The organism is Streptomyces sp. NBC_00536 (genome assembly GCF_036346295.1).
Lineage (GTDB): Bacteria > Actinomycetota > Actinomycetes > Streptomycetales > Streptomycetaceae > Streptomyces.
Genome location: NZ_CP107819.1, coordinates 1,767,492 through 1,786,550, shown reverse-complemented (window position 1 = coordinate 1,786,550; position 19,059 = coordinate 1,767,492). Strand labels below are relative to the sequence as shown.

17 protein-coding genes and 1 tRNA gene are annotated in these 19,059 nt (G+C 73.7%); 9 read left to right on the top strand and 9 right to left on the bottom strand.

Annotated features, from left to right (window positions below; genetic code table 11):
• Positions 1-119: 119 nt before the first annotated feature.
• The 5 genes from OHS33_RS07635 to OHS33_RS07615 form a co-directional block, all read right to left on the bottom strand.
• Positions 120-1,031, bottom strand: coding sequence for an MBL fold metallo-hydrolase (locus OHS33_RS07635; protein ID WP_330329617.1), 912 nt, complete (start codon positions 1,029-1,031; stop codon positions 120-122).
• 117 nt (positions 1,032-1,148) lie between these two features.
• The gene (locus OHS33_RS07630; RefSeq protein WP_330329616.1) at positions 1,149-1,445 is read right to left on the bottom strand and encodes a hypothetical protein; all 297 of its coding nucleotides are present in this window, start codon (positions 1,443-1,445) and stop codon (positions 1,149-1,151) included.
• Positions 1,446-1,574: 129 nt separating this feature from the next.
• Entirely contained in the window at positions 1,575-1,925 is a 351-nt protein-coding gene (locus tag OHS33_RS07625; RefSeq protein WP_330329615.1) for a DUF202 domain-containing protein, read from the bottom strand.
• Positions 1,922-2,320, bottom strand: coding sequence for a YidH family protein (locus OHS33_RS07620; protein ID WP_330329614.1), 399 nt, complete (start codon positions 2,318-2,320; stop codon positions 1,922-1,924). Before OHS33_RS07620 ends, OHS33_RS07625 begins: the two co-directional genes overlap by 4 nt.
• Positions 2,321-2,375: 55 nt before the next feature.
• Positions 2,376-2,897 (bottom strand): NUDIX hydrolase, encoded by a 522-nt coding sequence (locus OHS33_RS07615; RefSeq protein ID WP_330334943.1) that lies wholly within the window; start codon positions 2,895-2,897, stop codon positions 2,376-2,378.
• Between the two features lie 94 nt (positions 2,898-2,991).
• Here OHS33_RS07615 and OHS33_RS07610 point away from each other — a divergent pair, with 94 nt between their 5' ends.
• The 4 genes from OHS33_RS07610 to OHS33_RS07595 all read left to right on the top strand — a co-directional run bounded on the left by OHS33_RS07610 (position 2,992) and on the right by OHS33_RS07595 (position 9,604).
• Positions 2,992-4,647: an FAD-binding dehydrogenase gene (locus OHS33_RS07610; protein WP_330329613.1), complete on the top strand. Its 1,656-nt coding sequence runs from the start codon at positions 2,992-2,994 to the stop codon at positions 4,645-4,647.
• A 706-nt stretch (positions 4,648-5,353) separates the two neighbouring features.
• Positions 5,354-6,310: a hypothetical protein gene (locus tag OHS33_RS07605; protein WP_330329612.1), complete on the top strand. Its 957-nt coding sequence runs from the start codon at positions 5,354-5,356 to the stop codon at positions 6,308-6,310.
• A 28-nt stretch (positions 6,311-6,338) separates the two neighbouring features.
• Positions 6,339-7,889, top strand: a complete 1,551-nt coding sequence (locus OHS33_RS07600; RefSeq protein ID WP_330329611.1) for an APC family permease — start codon at positions 6,339-6,341, stop codon at positions 7,887-7,889.
• A 230-nt stretch (positions 7,890-8,119) separates the two neighbouring features.
• Positions 8,120-9,604, top strand: a complete 1,485-nt coding sequence (locus tag OHS33_RS07595) for an amino acid permease (RefSeq protein WP_330329610.1) — start codon at positions 8,120-8,122, stop codon at positions 9,602-9,604.
• 115 nt (positions 9,605-9,719) lie between these two features.
• Here OHS33_RS07595 and OHS33_RS07590 read toward each other — a convergent pair.
• Positions 9,720-9,804, bottom strand: a tRNA-Leu gene (locus tag OHS33_RS07590).
• A gap of 168 nt (positions 9,805-9,972) precedes the next feature.
• Between OHS33_RS07590 and OHS33_RS07585 the strand changes: the two genes are divergently transcribed.
• The 3 genes from OHS33_RS07585 to OHS33_RS07575 all read left to right on the top strand — a co-directional run bounded on the left by OHS33_RS07585 (position 9,973) and on the right by OHS33_RS07575 (position 12,706).
• The gene (locus OHS33_RS07585) at positions 9,973-11,298 is read left to right on the top strand and encodes a M20/M25/M40 family metallo-hydrolase (protein ID WP_330329609.1); all 1,326 of its coding nucleotides are present in this window, start codon (positions 9,973-9,975) and stop codon (positions 11,296-11,298) included.
• A 154-nt stretch (positions 11,299-11,452) separates the two neighbouring features.
• Positions 11,453-11,686, top strand: a complete 234-nt coding sequence (gene chpH / locus OHS33_RS07580; protein WP_330329608.1) for a chaplin ChpH — start codon at positions 11,453-11,455, stop codon at positions 11,684-11,686.
• Positions 11,687-11,857: 171 nt separating this feature from the next.
• A complete protein-coding gene (locus OHS33_RS07575) occupies positions 11,858-12,706 on the top strand; it encodes a chaplin (protein WP_330329607.1) in 849 nt (282 codons plus the stop codon).
• Positions 12,707-12,764: 58 nt separating this feature from the next.
• Here OHS33_RS07575 and OHS33_RS07570 read toward each other — a convergent pair whose 3' ends face one another.
• Positions 12,765-12,953, bottom strand: coding sequence for a DUF5703 family protein (locus OHS33_RS07570; protein WP_283452490.1), 189 nt, complete (start codon positions 12,951-12,953; stop codon positions 12,765-12,767).
• A gap of 47 nt (positions 12,954-13,000) precedes the next feature.
• Between OHS33_RS07570 and OHS33_RS07565 the strand changes: the two genes are divergently transcribed.
• Positions 13,001-13,669 carry a hypothetical protein gene (locus tag OHS33_RS07565; protein WP_330329606.1) on the top strand — a complete coding sequence of 223 codons (669 nt, stop codon included), beginning with the start codon at positions 13,001-13,003 and terminating at the stop codon, positions 13,667-13,669.
• Positions 13,670-14,066: 397 nt separating this feature from the next.
• Here the strand turns inward: OHS33_RS07565 and OHS33_RS07560 are convergent, their stop codons facing one another.
• Both OHS33_RS07560 and OHS33_RS07555 read right to left on the bottom strand, forming a co-directional pair.
• Positions 14,067-16,391, bottom strand: coding sequence for a helix-hairpin-helix domain-containing protein (locus tag OHS33_RS07560; RefSeq protein WP_443065422.1), 2,325 nt, complete (start codon positions 16,389-16,391; stop codon positions 14,067-14,069).
• A 332-nt stretch (positions 16,392-16,723) separates the two neighbouring features.
• Complete coding sequence (locus OHS33_RS07555; protein WP_330329604.1) at positions 16,724-17,716, bottom strand: aldo/keto reductase; 993 nt, start codon at positions 17,714-17,716, stop codon at positions 16,724-16,726.
• A 134-nt stretch (positions 17,717-17,850) separates the two neighbouring features.
• On the opposite strand from OHS33_RS07555, the gene OHS33_RS07550 reads away from it, so the two are divergent.
• Positions 17,851-18,900, top strand: coding sequence for an LLM class F420-dependent oxidoreductase (locus OHS33_RS07550; protein ID WP_330329603.1), 1,050 nt, complete (start codon positions 17,851-17,853; stop codon positions 18,898-18,900).
• Positions 18,901-19,059 lie beyond the last annotated feature (159 nt).

The following is a 19,059-nucleotide window of genomic DNA, read 5'->3' as shown; positions in this document are numbered from 1 at the left end:
GTGTGCCAGATGTCTCGGAGCCATCATGCCGACCGGTCGGTATGCCGTCCAGAGTGCGCACCGAAACTTCGCCCCGGAGGCGGAGCCGACCCCGCGGCCGGCCCCCGCCCCCGCCCCCCTCACGCGTGGCAGGCGATCGGCACTCCGCCGTTCATCACCGTCATGTCCCGCAGCACCACCATGATGTCCAGCGGCTCCCCGAGGGCGCCCCCGGCCAGCTCCGCGTAGGCCCGGTGCAGGTTGGCCACCAGCCGCTCGCTCTCCCGCCACCCCGCGAACTCCCCGAGGTCCGCCCGGCGCGCCGTCTCCAGCGGGGTGTCCCCGCGCTCCCGGCCCTCCCGGGCGAGCTGGTCGACGTAGCGCAGGTAGCGCTCGGTGGCGTCGTAGGCCGACGGGTCCGTCAGCGGCCCGTGTCCCGGTACGACGGTCTCCGCGTCCAGCGCGCGCAACAGCTCCAGCGCCCGCAGCGAACCGGCCAGCGACCCCATGGCCAGGAACGGCGTGCCCTCGGCGAACACCAGGTCCCCGGTGAAGACGGTCCGCTGCCCCGGCAGCCACACCACCGAGTCCCCGACGGTGTGCGCCACGCCCGGGTGGATCACCTCCACCTCGGTGTCGCCCACGTGCACGGTGGCGCGCTCGCTGTAGGTCAGGTCGGGCGCGGTGACCGGCAGGGTGCCGAAATCGGTATCCGGCCAGATCAGTTCCAGCTGACGCCCCGCGTCCAGCTGCTCCGAGCGGCACCGGTCGTGGCCGAGGACCAGCGCCTCGGGGGTGAACACGGCGTTGCCGTAGGTGTGGTCGCCGTGGTGGTGGGTGTTGACCACGGTGCGCGGCAGCGGCGACCCGGTCGAGGTGATGGCGTCCCGCAGGGCCAGGGCCCGGCGTTCGGTCGCTGCGGTGTCGACGAGCAGGCTGCGCCCGCCGCCGGTGACGAACCCGGCGTTGTTCAGGCACCAGCCGCCGTCCGGCTGTATGTAGGCGAAGACGCCGGGCGCCGGCTGGACGAGGTAGGGCTTCTCTGCGGTCATCTGCGCTCTCCCCGGGTCGCGTTGAATGGCGGGCAGCATCCTGCCAGCCGACGCGGACCCGGGGGAGGGCGGGGTCACCGCCGCGGCGCGCGGACCTCGGGGAATGTCAGGGGAGCGTCAGTGGTCGTCGTAGTGGCCGTCGTGCTCGGCGTGCCGGTGGCCGTCGTGTACGTAGTCCACGTGATCGCCGTGCCGGACCGCCTCGTGGCCGCAGTCCGAGCCGTGCGCGTGGTCGTGCTCCGCGTGCGGCACATGGCCCGCGGGCTCGCACTCGTCCCAGTGTCCGGAGTGCTCCCGGTGCAGGTGGCCGTCGTGGGCGTAGTCCACGTGGTCGCCGTGGTCGACCTGGGGGTGCCCGCAGTCGGGGCCGTGGGCGTGCTCGTGGGTGGCGTGCTCGTGGTGCAGGGTCGTCATGGCGCCGAGGCTAGTGGGGTGGGGGCGGTATCGCCCGTTGTGCACCCCGCGGCACGCGGAAGCCCGATCATCGCACCGGCACGGTCCGTTGACCGCCGCAGGCGACGGCCGCCCCGGCCGGTTGCCGCCTCAGACGATCACCGCCATCGCGAACACCGCCAGGGCCACCGTCCACAGCGTGGCCGCGAGCGCCACGCGCGGGGCCAGCCGCGGCGGCCGCCCGGCCGCCAGCTCCGTCATCCTGCGGTGCGCCACCCCCAGGAACGCGAGCCAGACCACCACGATCAGCACGGTCGCGGCCACCGCCACCGGCGTGCCGGGCCCGCGCAGCGCCTGCCGCAGCCCCAGCACGGCGGCCACCGACGCGCTCAGCGTCGTACGCCGCCACGCCATCCGGGTGCGTTCGGGCTGCAGCCCGGGATCCCGCACGGGCGCGGGCACCCCGGATCCGCTCGCCGACCCGCCCTCGGGCCCGCTCACCGCCCGGTCGTCCAGCCCATCAGCATGACCACCACCATCGCCACCGCGACCAGCCCCACCCCCAGGCTCAGCACCACCGGGAACGGCGACAGCGGCAGGTCCTCACCGCGCCGCATCGCCCGCTCGCACCGCACCCAGTGGTTCACCGCCCGCAGCGCACAGGCGGCGCCCACCACGAGCAGCGCGAGGGCCAGCCCGACGCGCACCGCCCAGCGCAGGTCCGGCAGGAACTGGTCCACCGCGAACCCGCCGCCCACCAGGGCCAGCGCGGTCCGGATCCAGGCGAGGAAGGTCCGCTCGTTGGCGAGGGAGAACCGGTAGTCGGGGGTCGCGCCCTCGTCCCGGACCCGCCGCGGCGCGAACCAGAGGCGCACGTCCTTGACGAAGTCGATCATCTCCCCAATCTAGTGGCCGAAGTCGGATGATCGGTGGAACGCCCCCACCCGTTCGCTACCCCTCCACCCGCCGGTGCTCCTCCAGCCTCCGGTACGCCTCCAGCCCGTCCGGCACCCACGGCCAGGACCCGTCGGCCGCCCGCCGCGCCACCTCGGCCTCGTCCACGAAGGCGTACCAGTCCACCTCGGAGACCTGCGGACGCACCGGCAGGTCGCACCGCACCTCGTGCACGTACGACCACCAGGCCCCGCCCTCGCCCTCGTACAGGAACTTCAGCACGGGCACCGGCTGCGCCAGCCCGCTCACCCCCAGCTCCTCCTCGGCCTCCCGCAGCGCGGCCGACGCGTAGTCCTCGCCCGCGCCCAGCACCCCGCCGACGAACATGTCGTAGCGGGACGGGAACACCAGCTTCGACGCGGTCCGCCGGTGCACGAAGATCCGCCCCTCGGGGTCCCTGACCCGCACGAACACGCAGCGGTGCAGCAGCCCGCGGGCGTACACCTCGCCCCGCCGCGCCCGCCCGGTCACCCGGTCCTCGCGGTCCACCACGTCCAGTACCTCGTCCGCCGGATCCATCGCGCTCATACGGTCCATCCAAGCACCGGTGTTGACTGGTTACCGCGAGGTAGCCAGGATCTGTCCCATCCACCGAGGTCAGGACGGAAAACGCATGGGGTACGACGCAGACGTCATCGTGATCGGCGCAGGGCTGGCGGGCCTCGTGGCCACCGCCGAGCTGGTGGACGCGGGCCGGAAGGTCATCCTGCTCGACCAGGAGCCCGAGGCGTCGATCGGCGGCCAGGCCCACTGGTCCTTCGGCGGCCTCTTCTTCGTGAACTCCCCCGAACAGCGCCGCATGCGCATCAAGGACAGCCACGCCCTGGCCCTCCAGGACTGGTTCGGCACCGCCGGGTTCGACCGCCCCGAGGACGCCTGGCCGCGCCGCTGGGCCGAGGCGTACGTCGACTTCGCCGCGGGGGAGAAGCGGCCCTGGCTGCACCAGCGGGGCGTCCGCTTCTTCCCCGTGGTCGGCTGGGCCGAGCGCGGCGGCTACGACGCCACCGGGCACGGGAACTCCGTACCCCGCTTCCACATCACCTGGGGCACCGGCCCCGGGCTGGTCGAACCCTTCGAGCGGCGGGTCCGGGCCGGGGTGGCCCGCGGGCTGGTCCAGCTGCGCTTCCGCCACCGGGTCACCGGTCTCTCCCGGACCGCCGGGACCCTGGACACCGTCACCGGCGAGGTCCTGGAACCGTCCGACGCCGTACGGGGCACCGCGAGCAGCCGCGAGGCCACCGGCGCCTTCTCGCTGCGCGCCCAGGCGGTCATCGTCACCTCCGGCGGCATCGGCGGCAACCACGACCTGGTCCGCGCCCAGTGGCCCGAGCGGCTCGGCACCCCGCCCGAACGGCTGCTGTCCGGGGTCCCCGCCCACGTCGACGGCCTGATGCTCGGCATCGCGGAACGGGCGGGCGCCAGCCACATCAACAAGGACCGGATGTGGCACTACACCGAGGGCATCGAGAACTGGAACCCGATCTGGGCCCGGCACGGCATCCGGATCCTCCCCGGACCCTCCTCGCTGTGGCTGGACGCCACCGGCAAGCGGCTGCCCGTACCGCTCTTCCCCGGCTTCGACACGCTCGGCACCCTCGACCACATCATGAAGACCGGCCACGACCACACCTGGTTCGTCCTCAACCAGCGCATCATCGGCAAGGAGTTCGGCCTCTCCGGCTCCGAACAGAACCCCGACCTCACCGGCAAGTCCGTCCGCGAGGTGATCAACCGGGCCCGGCAGGACGTCCCCGGGCCGGTCAAGGCCTTCATGGACAACGGCGCCGACTTCGTCGTCGAACGCGACCTCGGCGCCCTGGTCCGCGGCATGAACGCGATCACCAAGGAGGGCCTGATCGACGAGGACGCCCTGCGCCGCGAGATCACCGCCCGCGACCGGGAGATCGCCAACCCCTTCACCAAGGACCTCCAGGTCATGTCCATCCACGGGGCCCGCAAGTACCTCGGCGACAAGCTGATCCGTACGGCCGCCCCGCACCGGATCCTGGACCCCAAGGCGGGCCCGCTGATCGCCGTCCGGCTCTCCATCCTGACCCGCAAGTCCCTCGGCGGCCTGGAGACCGACCTCTCCTCCCGCGTCCTCGACGCGAGCGGCGAACCGCTGCCCGGGCTCTACGCGGCGGGTGAGGCCGCGGGCTTCGGCGGCGGCGGCGTCCACGGCTACCGCGCCCTGGAGGGCACCTTCCTCGGCGGCTGCATCTTCTCAGCCCGAGCCGCGGGCCGCGCGGCGGCGCAATCGGTGTCCTGACCCGGCCCCGCCCCGCCCTCAATCGCCGGGCAGGCTGGGGTGTGCCGGGCCCGTAGCCGCGGGGCAGGCTGGGGTGTGCCCCGCCCTCCGCCGCCGGGCGGGCCCAATCCAGCCCCGCCGGCGTTTGAGGCGCCCCCGGAGGGCCCGCGACCGCAGGACGCAACCCGCCGTCGTCCCCTCCGCGGGTCGCCGTCGCCTCCGGCGGGCCCTCAGCCGCCGGGCGGGCTTGGGTGTGCCGGGCCCTCAGCCGCCGGGCGGGCTTGGGTGTGCCGGGCCCTCAGCCGCCGGGCAGGCCGGGTGTGCCGGGCCCTCCGCCGCCGGGCGGGCTGGGTGTGCCGGGCCCGCAGCCGCCGGGCAGGCTGGGTGCGCCCGTCCGGCCCGGAACTCCGCCCGCAAGGAGCACCATTCAGCCACACAGGCGCACCCTCGGCCCCGCCCGCCGCCGGGCCGGAGAACCCGCCCGCATGCCGTGGCGCCCGTACGGCCGCCCCCTCCACCACCGCCACCGCACGGACCCCCGCCCGGCCCGGGCACACCCACCCGCCACCGAACCGGCACAAGCGGCCCAACTCCACCACACCCCCTACCAGTTGAAACCCGCCACCCGGTGGCTTGGACCTTGACGCGGAGCTGTGAGTACCGGTTTGCTGTGCGTGATCATCCACCGCTCGTCGACCCGCGCTCGCGTTCTGGAGGGAAACCGCGGATGTCTCCGCCTCCGCCGCCCCTCGGCCGCGCCCGCAAGCGGGACGCCCAGCTCTTCGACCCGGCGCTGTGCGACACCGAACTCGTCGACGTGCGCGCGCAGTTCACCCAGGGCCGGTGGGCCACCGCGCGGAGCCTGCTCGCAGCCACCGCCGACGACTGGGACCGCCGCGGCCACCGCGTCGTCGTCCTCGCCGAGACCCCGGCCGCCACCGCCTGGGCCCGGGAATGGCTCCTCGCCGAACCCGAGAGCGCCGACGCCGCCACCCTCCTCGCCTGCGCCGCCGTCTTCACCGCCCTGCGCCGCAAGGGCACCCCCGAGGCCGCCGACGAGGCCTGCCGCCGCGCCGCCGCACTGCTGCCCGCCGACCCCACCCCCTGGCTCGGCCTGCTGCTGCTCTCCCGCGCCTTCGGCACCGAGGAGGAGTTCAGCAGGCACTTCGACCAGGTCCGCGCCCGGCACCGGGAACACCACCACGCCCACCACGTGATGGTCGCCCGGCTCGCCGAACGCCTCCCCGGCACCGGCCACGACCCGCTCCACGAGGTCTACGACTTCGCCGCCTGGGCCGCCGAGGAGTCCCCGGCCGATTCACCGCTCGCCGTCCTCCCCGTCATCGCCCACGCCGAGCGCTACCGCGTCCTCGCCGCCGCCCACGGCGGATCCGGCCCCGGAGCCACCGCGGCCGCCGAGCACTGGTCCGGCCGCCGCGCCCGTCAGGTCCTGCGCTCCGCCTTCGACTGGTGGCTCGAATGGGAACGCGAGGACCACCCCCGCAACCGCGTCGACCTCAACTTCCTCGCCCACGCCAAGCTCTGCGAGGGCCGCCCCGCCGAGGCCGCCGCACTCTTCCACCGCATCGGGAGCCATGCCACCCGGGCCCCCTGGTCCTATCCGGACCTCGACCCGCACAAGGCCTTCCTCGCCGCGCGCAGTGCCGCGCTCGGCTCCGCCTGAACTTTCCTTCCCGAAAGGACCACCCGCCATGGCGACGGGCAGTTCCACCACGTCCCCGCGCGGCAGCGCGGCCGAGATCCGCACGTACAAGGGGCAGGACCGGGCCCTGCGCGCCGACCGCCTCGGCACCGCGGGACTGCTGCTCTCCGTACTGGCGGCCAGCGCGCCCCTGATGGTGGTGGCCGGCGTGATGCCGACCACCTTCGGCGTCATGGGCATCGTCGGCCAGCCGCTGCTGTTCGTCATCCTCGGCGTCGTCCTCGCGCTGTTCAGCATCGGCTACGCCGAGATGAGCCGGCACGTCCACAACGCGGGCGCCTTCTACGCCTACATCGCGCGCGGCCTCGGCGCCACCGCCGGCGCGGGCGCCTCGATGGTCGCCCTCGTCGCGTACAGCGCCATGCAGGTCGGCGTGTACGGCATCCTCGGCTTCGAGGTCTCCGGCCTCCTCACCACCTACCTCGACGTCCAGGTGGCCTGGTGGATACCGGCCCTCCTCGCGGTCGCCGCCACCGGCGCCCTCGGCTGGCTCAAGATCGACCTCAACGCCAAGGTCATCGGCGTCCTCATCCTCATCGAGTGCGCCCTCGTCGTCATCTTCGACCTCGCCGCCCTCGGCAAGCCCGGCGCCGAAGGCCTCTCGCTGCACGCCTTCAACCCGGCCACCCTCAGCGGCCCGGGCCTCGGCACCGCCCTGTGCTTCTGCATCGCCGCCTTCGTCGGCTTCGAGCAGTCCCCGGTCTACGCCGAGGAGACCAGCAAGCCGCACATCGTGGTCTCCCGCGTCATGTTCCTCGCCGTCGGCTTCGTCGCCCTCTTCTTCGCGCTGAGCGCCTGGGCCCTCACCGTCGCCACCGGCCCGAGCGAGGTCGTCAAGGCCTCCGCCGACGCCGGTCCCGGACTGCTCTTCCAGCTCACCGAGGACCGCCTCGGCACCGCCTTCACCGACGTCCTGCACGTGCTCTTCGTCACCGGCATGTTCGCGGCCATGCTCAGCTTCCACAATGTCGTCGCCCGCTACGCCTTCGCGATGGGCCGCGAGGGCCTGCTCCCGGCCGCCTTCGGCCGTACCAACGCGGGCACCGGCGCCCCCGGTACCGGCTCCCTGCTGCAGACCGGCGTCTCGGCCGTCATCGTCCTCGGCTTCGCCCTCACCGACGACAACCCGGCCGGTGACCCCACCGCGCCCATCCTGCACCTGTTCACCTGGATGGGCAGCGTCGGCGCCCTCGGCATCACCCTCCTGATGGCCACCGCCTCCTTCGCCGTCATCGCCTTCTTCGTCCGCCGCGGCACCGCCTCCGCCCAGGTCTGGCGCCTCGCCGCGGCGGGCGCCGCCGGCCTCGCACTGCTCGGCATCGCCGTCTACACCGTCAAGGACTTCGCCGTCCTGGTCGGCGCCGACAAGGGCTCCGCGCTCAGCTGGGCGCTGCCCGCCATCATCGCCGTCGCCGCCGCGGGCGGCCTCGCGTACGGATCGGTCCTGCGCTCCCGGCGCCCCGAGGTGCACGCCCGGATCGGCCTGGGCAACGAGGCCTTCCGCCTCGACCAGGCCGCCGAAGCCACCCCGCGCGCCTGAGCCCCGTACGCCCGCGCCCGTACGCCCGACAACCGCCGCAGAGGCCCCCGGCACCCCTTTCGAGGGGAGCCGGGGGCCTCTGCGGGTAAAGGGACGGTTTTGGCCCGAGCGCGGCACGCATGGTCTCCTGGGGCGATCAAATTCCGGACCGCGGGCACAGGCGATACCACCCAGCTCTCCTGCGCGGCGGCCCGGACCTGCCCGTCCACCCCACGAAGGCGAAGTCATAGATGAGTGACCGCACCCTGAAAGAGGCCGCGTCCCGGGCCCCTGCCGCACCGGAACCGTCCGTCCGGACCGTTCATGTGGACGCCGGTGACGAGGGTTACAGCAAGGACCTGAAGTCCCGCCACATCAACATGATCGCGATCGGCGGAGCGATAGGCACCGGCCTGTTCCTCGGCGCGGGCGGCCGCCTGGCCAATGCCGGGCCCTCCCTCGCGATCGCCTACGCGGTGTGCGGCGTCTTCGCCTTCTTCGTAGTGCGGGCGCTGGGCGAGCTGGTCCTCTACCGGCCGTCCTCCGGCGCCTTCGTCTCCTACGCGCGCGAGTTCATGGGGGAGAAGGGCGCCTACACGGCGGGCTGGCTGTACTTCCTCAACTGGTCCACCACCACCGTCGCCGACATCACGGCGGCCGCGACCTACGCCCACTTCTGGTCGATGTTCAGCGACATCCCGTCGTGGATCCTCGCGCTCATCGCCCTCTCCGTGGTCCTCGCCGTGAACCTGATCTCGGTGAAGTACTTCGGCGAGATGGAGTTCTGGTTCTCGATCGTCAAGGTCGGCGCCCTCGTCGCCTTCCTCCTGGTCGGCATCTACCTGGTCGCCACCAGCCACCCGATCGACGGCCACACCCCCGGCCTCGGCTCCATCACCGACAACGGCGGCATCTTCCCCGCGGGCATGCTCCCCATGCTCCTGGTGGTCCAGGGCGTCGTCTTCGCCTACGCCTCCGTCGAGCTGTGCGGCGTCGCCGCGGGCGAGACCGAGAACCCCGAGAAGATCATGCCCAAGGCGATCAACTCGATCATGTGGCGCGTCGGCGTCTTCTACGTCGGCTCCGTGGTCCTGCTGGCGCTGCTCCTGCCGTACACCGAGTACTCCGCCGACCAGAGCCCCTTCGTCACGGTCTTCGACAAGCTCGGCGTCCCCGGCGCCGCGGGCATCATGAACCTGGTCGTCCTCACCGCGGCCCTCTCCAGCCTGAACTCCGGCCTCTACTCCACCGGCCGGATCCTGCGCTCGATGGCCACCGCCGGCTCCGCCCCCAAGTTCACCGCCCGGATGAACCGGGGCAAGGTCCCCTACGGCGGGGTCCTCTTCACGGCCGCCTTCGGCGTCATGGGCGTGGGCCTGAACTACTTCATGCCCGACGACGCCTTCGAGATCGTCCTGAACTTCGCCTCCATCGGCATCCTGGGCACCTGGGCGATGGTCATGCTCTGCTCCCTGCACTTCTGGCGCCGGGCCCGCGAGGGCCGCGTGGAGCGCCCCTCCTACCGGCTGCCCTGGGCCCCGTACACGCAGATCGTGACCCTGGTCTTCCTGGCCGTCGTGCTGGTCCTGATGGGGAGCGACGACGGCGTGGGCCGCCGCACGATCCTCTTCCTCCCGGTCATCGCCGCCGCCCTGGTCGGCGGCTGGTTCCTGGTCCGCCGCCGGGTCGCCGAACTCGCCGCGGCGCGGGAAGCCGCCGCGGAAACCCGCGACTGACCTCGACGCCCACTCCGGTACGGGCCCCCGTCACCCGGCGGGGGCCCGTACGCGCGTCTCCTGCCGACCGGCGGACAACGAAAAAGGACCCCGCCGAAGCGGGGTCCTTCTCTTGTGTCCGAGGGGGGACTTGAACCCCCACGCCCGATAAAGGGCACTAGCACCTCAAGCTAGCGCGTCTGCCATTCCGCCACCCGGACAAGGTGTCTGTCTCGCGTCCCTCGCGGGCCGTTCCGACAGGGAAAACATTACCAAACATTCCGGGGTCCCCGATCACACCCCCCGGTGACCGGGGATCGCCCTTGGGTGCGGGCGCCCGGAGCGGGAGGATGGGGGGAGTTCGGTACCGATCAGTGGGAGGAAGCAGCGTGAGCGAGTCGAGCGCGGGCAGGACCGTCTCCGGCGAGGACGAGGTCGTCGACCTCTGCCGGGACCTCATCCGGATCGACACCAGCAACTACGGCGACCACTCGGGTCCCGGCGAGCGCAAGGCGGCCGAGTGGGTCGCCGAGCAGCTCGCCGAGGTGGGCCTGGAGCCGCAGATCTTCGAGTCGCACAAGGGCAGGGCCTCCACCGTGGCGCGGATCGAGGGCGAGGACCCCTCGCGGCCCGCGCTGCTGATCCACGGCCACACCGACGTCGTCCCGGCCAACGCCGCGGACTGGACGTACGACCCCTTCGCGGGCGAGATCGCCGACGGCTGCCTGTGGGGCCGCGGGGCGGTCGACATGAAGGACATGGACGCGATGACCCTCGCGGTCGTGCGCGACCGGATGCGCAGCGGCCGCAAGCCTCCCCGGGACATCGTGCTGGCCTTCCTGGCCGACGAGGAGGCGGGCGGCACCTACGGGGCCCGGCACCTCGTGGACAAGCACCCCGGGCTCTTCGACGGGGTCACCGAGGCGATCGGCGAGGTCGGCGGCTTCTCCTTCACCGTCAACGAGAACCTGCGGCTGTACCTGGTGGAGACCGCCCAGAAGGGCATGCACTGGATGCGCCTGACCGTGGACGGCACCGCCGGCCACGGCTCGATGACGAACAACGACAACGCCATCACCGAGCTGTGCGAGGCCGTGGGCCGCCTCGGCCGCCACACGTGGCCGGTGCGCGTGACCAAGACCGTACGGTCGTTCCTGGACGAACTCTCGGACGCGCTCGGCACCCCGCTCGACCCCGAGGACATGGACGCGACGCTCGCCAAGCTCGGCGGCATCGCCAAGATGGTCGGCGCCACCCTGCGCAACTCGGCGGCCCCGACCATGCTCGGCGCGGGCTACAAGGTCAACGTCATCCCCGGCCAGGCCACCGCGCACGTGGACGGCCGCTTCCTGCCGGGCTACGAGGACGAGTTCTTCGCCGACCTCGACCGGATCCTCGGCCCGCGCGTCAAGCGGGAGGACGTCCACGGGGACAAGGCGCTGGAGACGGACTTCGACGGGAAGCTCGTCGACGCCATGCAGGGCGCCCTGCGGGCCGAGGACCCGATCGCCCGCGCGGTCCCGTACATGCTCTCCGGCGGTACGGACGCCAAGTCCTTCGACGACCTGGGCATCCGCTGCTTCGGCTTCGCGCCGCTCCAGCTGCCGCCCGAGCTGGACTTCGCCGGGATGTTCCACGGAGTGGACGAGCGGGTTCCGGTCGACGGCCTCAAGTTCGGCGTGCGCGTCCTGGACCGGTTCATCGACAACGCCTGACCGACAACGCCCGACCCGGCGAAGGGAATCGGGAGCGTGTGCGGAATCCACTGAGAAGAGTGAATGCGCTCATACGCTCGTAGCCCCGGTGGGAACTCCTCGTTACAGGTGGTGCGGTCCGCGGCTGGTACCGCATTGCCAACTAGGAGGAACAATGATCAAGAAGGTTGTCGCCGCTGCGGCTGCCACGGGTGGCCTCGTACTCGCTGGTGCGGGTCTGGCCGTCGCCGACGCCGGTGCCCAGGGTGCGGCCATCGGTTCCCCCGGTGTTGCCTCGGGCAACGTCATCCAGGTCCCCGTCCACGTTCCGGTGAACGTGTGCGGCAACACGATCTCCGTGATCGGCCTGCTGAACCCGGCCTTCGGCACTGTCTGCGTCAACAACTGACGCTCTGAAGTGCCAGCCCCGGAGCGCGTTTCCCGCGCTCCGGGGCGCCGGGCTTTCCAGACGCGTTTTCGGCGTACGAGGCGGGGGAGCCGGTACGGCCGGTACGTCGATCCGTAACGAACGTACAGAGCGGCGCCGCGCACAGCGGACCGGGGTTGGGGACACGGACACATGCGACACGCACGACACGGACGAGGGCGGCAGACCGCCACCAGGAAGACCCTGATCACCATGGCGGCGGCGGGCGGGATGCTCGCACTGGGCGGCGGATACGCCCATGCCGACAGCGGCGGCGGAGGCGGGGCCACGGCCTCCGGGCACGCGGCGGACTCACCGGGGCTGCTGTCCGGGAACGCCCTCCAGGCTCCCCTGGACGTGCCGGTGAACCTCTGCGGGAACACCGTGACGGTCATCGGCCTGCTGAACCCGGCCTTCGGCAACCACTGCGCGAACGACTCCGGCAGGCCGCCGGGCGGCCACCAGGGCCAAGAACACCCGGGCGGTCACGACCACCCCGACGAGCCGTGCGAACCGGGCGGCCACGACGGACCCGGCGACCACGGCGGCAACCCGGGCACCCCGGGCGGCCACGACGGCCACGAGGGCAACGGCGACCACGGCGGCAACCCCGGCACCCCGGGCGACCACGGCGGGAACCCCGGCACGCCGGGCGGCAACCCGGGTACGCCGGGCGGTCACGGCGGCAACCCGGGCACCCCGGGCGGGAACCCGGGTACCCCGGGCGGGAACCCGGGCACGCCCGGCGGGCACCCCGGTACCCCCGGCGGGCACCCCGGTACTCCCGGAACCCCGAGCGGGAGCGGCCACGGCACCGGGACCCCGGTGAGCCTCCCCGGAACCCCGGGCGGGGGCGATTCCGGTTCCGGTTCGGGTTCGGGCGGCGGTGACATGCTCGCCGCCACCGGAACCGGCGGGGCCGTCGGCGCGGCCGTACCGCTCGCCGGTGGCATGCTGCTGGCCGGCGCCCTGCTCTACCGGCGTTCCCGCAACGCCGCCTGACGCGGGCTCACGACAGGGGTCCACGGCGCGGGTCCGGCTCCCGGGCCCGCGCCGTACCTCACCAGGTCGCGCGTATCTGACGGATGATCCGGCGCCGCAGTCTCACCCGGCGACTCCCGTCCCGGTGCAGCGTGAGCCGGTCCAGCTCCCAGTTCCCGTATTCCGCATGATCGGTCAGCAGCCGGGTCGCCTCCTTGCGAGGCACCCCGCGCGGCACGTACACGTCGACAAATTCGTATTCCGGCATCGCATCTATTGTGCAGACGGAGCCCTGCTACGGATAGCGTCTGCTCTATGTCTGATGCCGCTCTGCCCACTGTTGCCGAGGTACGCGCCGCCGCCGAGGCCGTCAAGACCGCGCTGGACCGTCACCTTGCGGCGGTCGAGGGCAGGTCCGGAGACGATGATCCGGCCGTCTACGCCGCGTTCAACGAACTCGCCGCCGCCGCCGAGGAGTACGACGAACTCCTCTACGACCGCTACGACGAAGTCACTCCCTTCGAGATCCCCGCGACCGAGGACGGTGTCCCGTACACCGGTCCCGCCGAACCCACCGCGTTCAGCGTGCTGATCCGCCGCGACTACGTGGTCGCCGAACCGCAGCGGCTGATCGCCCAGGCCGAGCGGGTGGCCGCGCACGACCGTGACGCCGAACGCGTCCACGACGGCGGCACCGGGGGCGCCCTCGGCGTCCTCTTCGGCGAGTACGAACCGGACGAGATCGCCTCCCGCTACAAGGAGTTCGGTCTCGAAGAGGGCGACTCCACGCTCTGGCTCGCGGCGACCGAGGAGCCCGCGGAACCGGGGGAGTGGCTGGGCTCGCCCTTCGACCACGCCGATCCGGAGCACGTGCTGCACCGGTTCGACGTGAGTTCCGTCTTCGACGACGAGTTCGACGAGGACGAGGCCGAAGACGCCGAGCCGGGCCCGACCCCGGCCGCCGCCCAGGAGGCCGACCACTAGGACCCGTCCGAGGCTCGGCCTCCAGCCCTTCCGGCGGCTTGAGGCGCCGCCAAACTCGGCCTGGCCGACTGCCTGACGCGCCGCCAAGCTCAGCCTGGCCGCCGGCCTGAGGCGCAGCCAAACTCAGCCTCGCCAGCGGCCTGACGCGCAGCCAAACTCAGCTTCACCGACGGCCTGACGCGCAGCCAAACTCAGCCTCGCCGGCGTTTGAGGCGCCGCCGGAGGCAACCCCGGGCACCGGACGGTTGCGGCTGGGGTGAGCCCCCTTCGGCGGCGCCTTCGGCGTTCCCTCCGGGGGCGCCTCAAACTCCCCCAGCTACCGCTGGGAGGTGCCCCCGGGCGAGGCTGAAACGGGCCCCGCCTCCCGCACCACGGCGCGGGAGGCGGGACCCCGGGCTCAGGCCTGGGCATCCCCGGCCGCGGCGGCGGCCAAGGCACGCAGCAGGCCCGTCAGACGCGTCGTGCGCGGCTTCGGCAGGACCTCCGCCACCGCGCGCGGCAGCGCCTGGTCCACGCCGTGGACCACGGACAGGTGGCGCCCGGCCCGCCCGAAGGCCGTGTACACCCAGTCCCGCGACAGCGCGTCCGCCGCGTCACCGGGGAGTACGACGACCACGGCGGCCCAGCGCGAGCCCACGGCCTGGTGCGCGGTCACGGCCCAGCCGTGCCGCACCGCCGTCTCCACCCGCTCCTTCGGTACGACGACGCGCCCGCCCGCGCCGGGGCAGTCCAGGTGGAGCCCCTCGGCGTCGGCCGTGACCACCCGGCCCGGCAGCGCGCGGCCCGCGGAGGGGACGTGGACGATCCGGTCACCGGGGTCGAAACCGCCGAACCGGCCGGGGCCCGGGTTCAGCCGTTCCTTGAGCGCGGCGTTCAGCGCCCGGGTGCCCGCCGAGCCGCCGTGGCCCGGGGTGATGACCTGCACCCCCTCGGCCGGCAGGCCGAAGGCGCGCGGTACGGACTCGGCCACCAGCTGCACCGTGCGGTGGACGGCCTCCCCGGCATCGCGCACGGGGACGATGACGACCTCCTTGCCGGGGGCGTCGACCGCGAGCAGCTCCCCGGCGCCGATCCCGGAGACCAGCTCGCCGAGCGGGCCGGGGTCCGGGACGCGGGAGGTGATCCGCGGGCAGGCGCCGGACGCCAGCAGGTCCGCGAACACCCGCCCGGGGCCCGCGGATCCGAGCACCCCGGGATCCCCGGACAGCACCAGCCGGGCCCCGTCGGGGACGGATTCGACGAGCGCGGCGGCGCTTTCCACATCGAGCTGCGGGGCGTCGGTGACGACGAGCAGGTCCAGGGCGAGCTGGCCGTCCTGGTCCCGGCCCGGGCCCTCGGTACCGGCCAGCAGTCCCGCGACGGTCGCGGCGCCCTCGCCCGCGCGCTCACGGGCGTCGGGGGCGTGGCAGGCGAGCCAGGCGCGCAGCCCGAGCGCGCGGGCGGCGGCCAGCAGGGCCAGGGGCTCCGCGCGGGCCGCCTCGCCGCCGGTGTGGGCGACCAGCCCGTGGCCCGCGACGGCGCGGACCAGCCCGGCGGCGACGGCCGCGCCGCCGTCACCGGAGGCGGCCTTCGCCCACTGCTCCGGGTCGGCGGCTCCGCCGAAGGTGTTCACCAGGCGGGCCAGGCCGTCGGCGAGGCTCTCCTCGGCCAGGGCGCAGCCCTCCAGGCCGACCAGGACCTTGACGGGCTGTTCCTCGCCCTCCGCGACGGGCTCGCCGACGGGTTCCTCGAAGACGAGGACGGCCCCCTCGCCGATGGCGTGTTCCAGGGCCTCGGCCGGGTCGGGCACGGCGTACTGGCCGAGGGCGCCGGTCAGCACGGAGGCCTCCAGCGCGGTGTGGCCCTTGAGGGCCGCCTGGGCCAGCAGCCAGGCCACCAGGGCGGCCGTGCGGCGCTCGTCCCCGGGGCCGCAGTCCGCGCCCAGCAGGGCGCGGGCGAAGCCGTCGGCCTGGGTCGGGCGGACACCGGGGACGGCCAGCAGCTGCCAGGGGTCCTCGGTGAGCCGCTCGGCGGCGTCCTCGCCCAGGGCCTCGGCGGCCTTGGCGGCGACGGCCTCGGGGCCGCCGGTACGGGCGAGCAGCGCGCGTACGGCTTCGACGGCCCCGGCGGGGACGGTCGCCTGCGGCGCGGTCAGGGGGCGGTCGACGACGGGGGCCTGCGCCGGTGCCGGTGCCGGTGCCGGGGTGCGGCGGGGGGTGGCCGGGGCGTCGTCGAAGTACCGGGAGGGCGGCTTCTCCCCGCCCTCCACGGCGCGTACGGCGGCCAGCAGGTCGGCCGCGGTGCCGCTGAGCTTGGCCCCGGCCTCGACCGGCGCGGTCCGCTCGGCCTTGCGGCGCGCGATCCGCTCCCGCTCGACCTTCTGCGCGGCCAGCTCGGCCGCGGCCTCGCTGATCCCGGGCGCGGGCACTTCGGCCCCACCGGCCTGCCCGGGAACCGCCCCGGCGCCGCCGTCGCCCCGCACGCCGGAGCGTGCGCCGTCCACCACGACGCCAGCCTCCGAGCCAGCGCCCGCCTCCGCCTCCGCGTCAGCGTCCGCCTCAGCGCCACCCTCCGCGCCCGCCTCCGCGTCAGCAGCCGCCTCAGCACCCGCGTCCGCCTCAGCACCCGCGTCAGCGTCCGCGTCCTGCTCCGCCTCCGCGCCGGGCTCCGTGTCCCCGACCGGCTCCGCCTCAGCGTCCGGTTCGGCGCCAGCCTCCGCGCCCGGCTCCGCGTCAGCAGCCAGCTCAGCGCCAGCATCAGCGTCCTGCTCCGCCTCCGAGCCGGGCTCCGCCTCAGCAATCGCCTCCGCCTCAGCGACCGGTTCCGCCTCGGCGTCCGGCACAGCGTCAGCATCCGGCTCAGCGCCCGCCGCAGCGCCCGCGTCCGCCTCCGCGACGGCCTCCGAGTCAGCGACCGGCTCCGAGCCCGCCTCCGCCTCCGCAACCGGCTCCGCGCCAGCGCCCGCATCCGCCTCCGGGGCCGGACGGGACGGGGTCCCGGGCGCGGGGGTGTCCGCCCCGGCTTCCTCGGGGGCGGTGGGGGTGGCCTCCGGGGGCGGGTCCGTGCGGTCCGTACTCACAGCGTGCTCCAGTCAGGATCGGGATAGCGGTGCACGGGCGCCGAGACGTCGTCCAGCGCGCGGCAGATCTCCTTGGGAAGACTAAGCGCCTCCACCGACAGGGCCGCCGCGAGCTGGGCCGACGTACGGGCCCCCACGATCGGGGCGGCGACCCCCGGGCGGTCGCGGATCCAGGCCAGGGCCACCTGGAGCGGGGTCACGGCCAGCCCGTGCGCGGCCGTCGCCACCGCGTCCACGATCCGGCTCGCGGCGTCGTCCAGGTAGGGCTCCACGAAGGCGGCCAGGGTTTCCGAGGCACCCCGGGAGTCCGCGGGGATGCCCTCGCGGTACTTGCCGGTCAGCACCCCGCGCCCCAGCGGGGACGACGGCAGCAGCCCCACGCCGAGGTCCAGCGCCGCCGGCAGCACCTCCCGCTCCACGCCGCGCTGGAGCAGGGAGTACTCCATCTGGGTGCAGGCGAGCGGAGTCCTGACGCCCGGCGCGGCCCGCTGCCAGGTCGCCGCCTTCGCCAGCTGCCAGCCGGAGAAGTCCGTCACCCCCACGTACCGCGCCCGCCCGCTGCCGACCGCGAGGTCCAGCGCGTGCAGGGTCTCCTCCAGCGGGGTCCACGGATCGAAGGCCTGGACCTGCCAGAGGTCGACGTGGTCGGTGCCCAGGCGTGCCAGCGAGTCGTCCAGCGCCGCCAGCAGGTGCCCGCGCGAGCAGTCGACGCGGCGCCGCGGATCCGGCACCCCGCCCGCCTTGGTGGCGATCACCAGGTCCCGCCGCGGCACCAGCCCGTCCAGCAGCCGCCCCAGCAGGTATTCCGCCTCGCCGTCCCCGTACACGTCGGCGGTGTCGACCAGCGTGCCGCCCGCCTCCCAGAAGGTCTTCAGCTGTTCGGCGGCGGCTTCCTCGCTCTGCCCCCCGGCGGAGCGGCCCCACGTCAGGGTGCCGAGGCCGATCCGGGACACGCGCAGGCCGGTGCGGCCGAGATGCCTCTGCTCCATGAGCGCTGAGCGTACTGCGGGACGCGTGAGGCACTGACGGATGGTGCCCCGGCGCGCTAGAGTCCCCGGGACAGCGACGTTACTCATCAGTACAGACGTCAGTACAGACGTGTACCGGCTTAAAAGGGGACGACATGCGGCTCGGCATCAATCTCGGCTACTGGGGCGCGGGCATGGACGCCGACAACCTGGCCGTCGCCCAGGAGGCGGACCGCCTCGGCTACGACGTGTGCTGGGCCGCCGAGGCCTACGGCTCCGACGCCCCCACGGTCCTGGCCTGGGTCGCCGCCCAGACCGAGCGCATCGACATCGGCTCCGCGATCCTCCAGATCCCGGCCCGCCAGCCCGCGATGACCGCGATGACCGCCGCCACCCTCGACTCCCTCTCCGGCGGCCGCTTCCGCCTGGGCCTCGGCGTCTCCGGACCGCAGGTCTCCGAGGGCTGGTACGGCGTGAAGTTCGACAAGCCGCTGGCCCGCACCCGCGAGTACGTGGAGATCGTCCGCAAGGCCATGAGCCGCGAACGCCTCACGCACGACGGCGAGCACTGGACCCTGCCGCTGCCCGGCGGCCCCGGCAAGCCCCTCAAGCTCACCGTGCACCCCGAGCGCGAGCACATCCCGCTCTACATCGCGGCCATCGGCCCCAAGAACCTGGAGCAGACCGGCGAGATCGCCGACGGCGCGCTCCTCATCTTCCCGGCCGCCGAGCACCTGGAGGCCACCGCGCTCACCCACATCCGGGCGGGCCGCGAGAAGGCCGGACTGACCATGGACGGCTTCGACGTCTGCCCGACCGTCCCGCTCGCCGTCGGCGACGACGTGAACGCCCTCGCCGACATGTTCCGCCCCTACACCGCCCTGTACGTCGGCGGCATGGGCAGCCGGAAGCAGAACTTCTACAACCAGCTCGCCCAGCGCATGGGCTACGAGAAGGAAGCCGCCGAGATCCAGGACAAGTACCTGGCGGGCGACAAGCCGGGCGCGGCCGCCGCGATCCCGCACTCCCTGATCGACTCGACCACCCTGCTGGGCTCGGTGGAGCGGATCGCGGACAAGATGACGGCCTACGCGGAGGCCGGGGTCACCACGCTGACCCTGGCCCCGGCCGGTTTCACCCTGGAGGAGCGGGTCACCGCCCTGCGCACCGGAACCGAGGCCCTGGAGCGCGCCGGACTCGCCTGATGCCGTGACCGCAAGCCTGCGGCCGTGGTGGGGGCTCGGGGTGTCTTCCCCGCCACGGCCGGCACAGCGAACAACGCGCCGGGGGCCCGGCGGGTTACGCCCCGGGCCCTACCTACCCCTTCGGGCTACCTACGGTTGCCCGCCCCCGGGATCGGGACT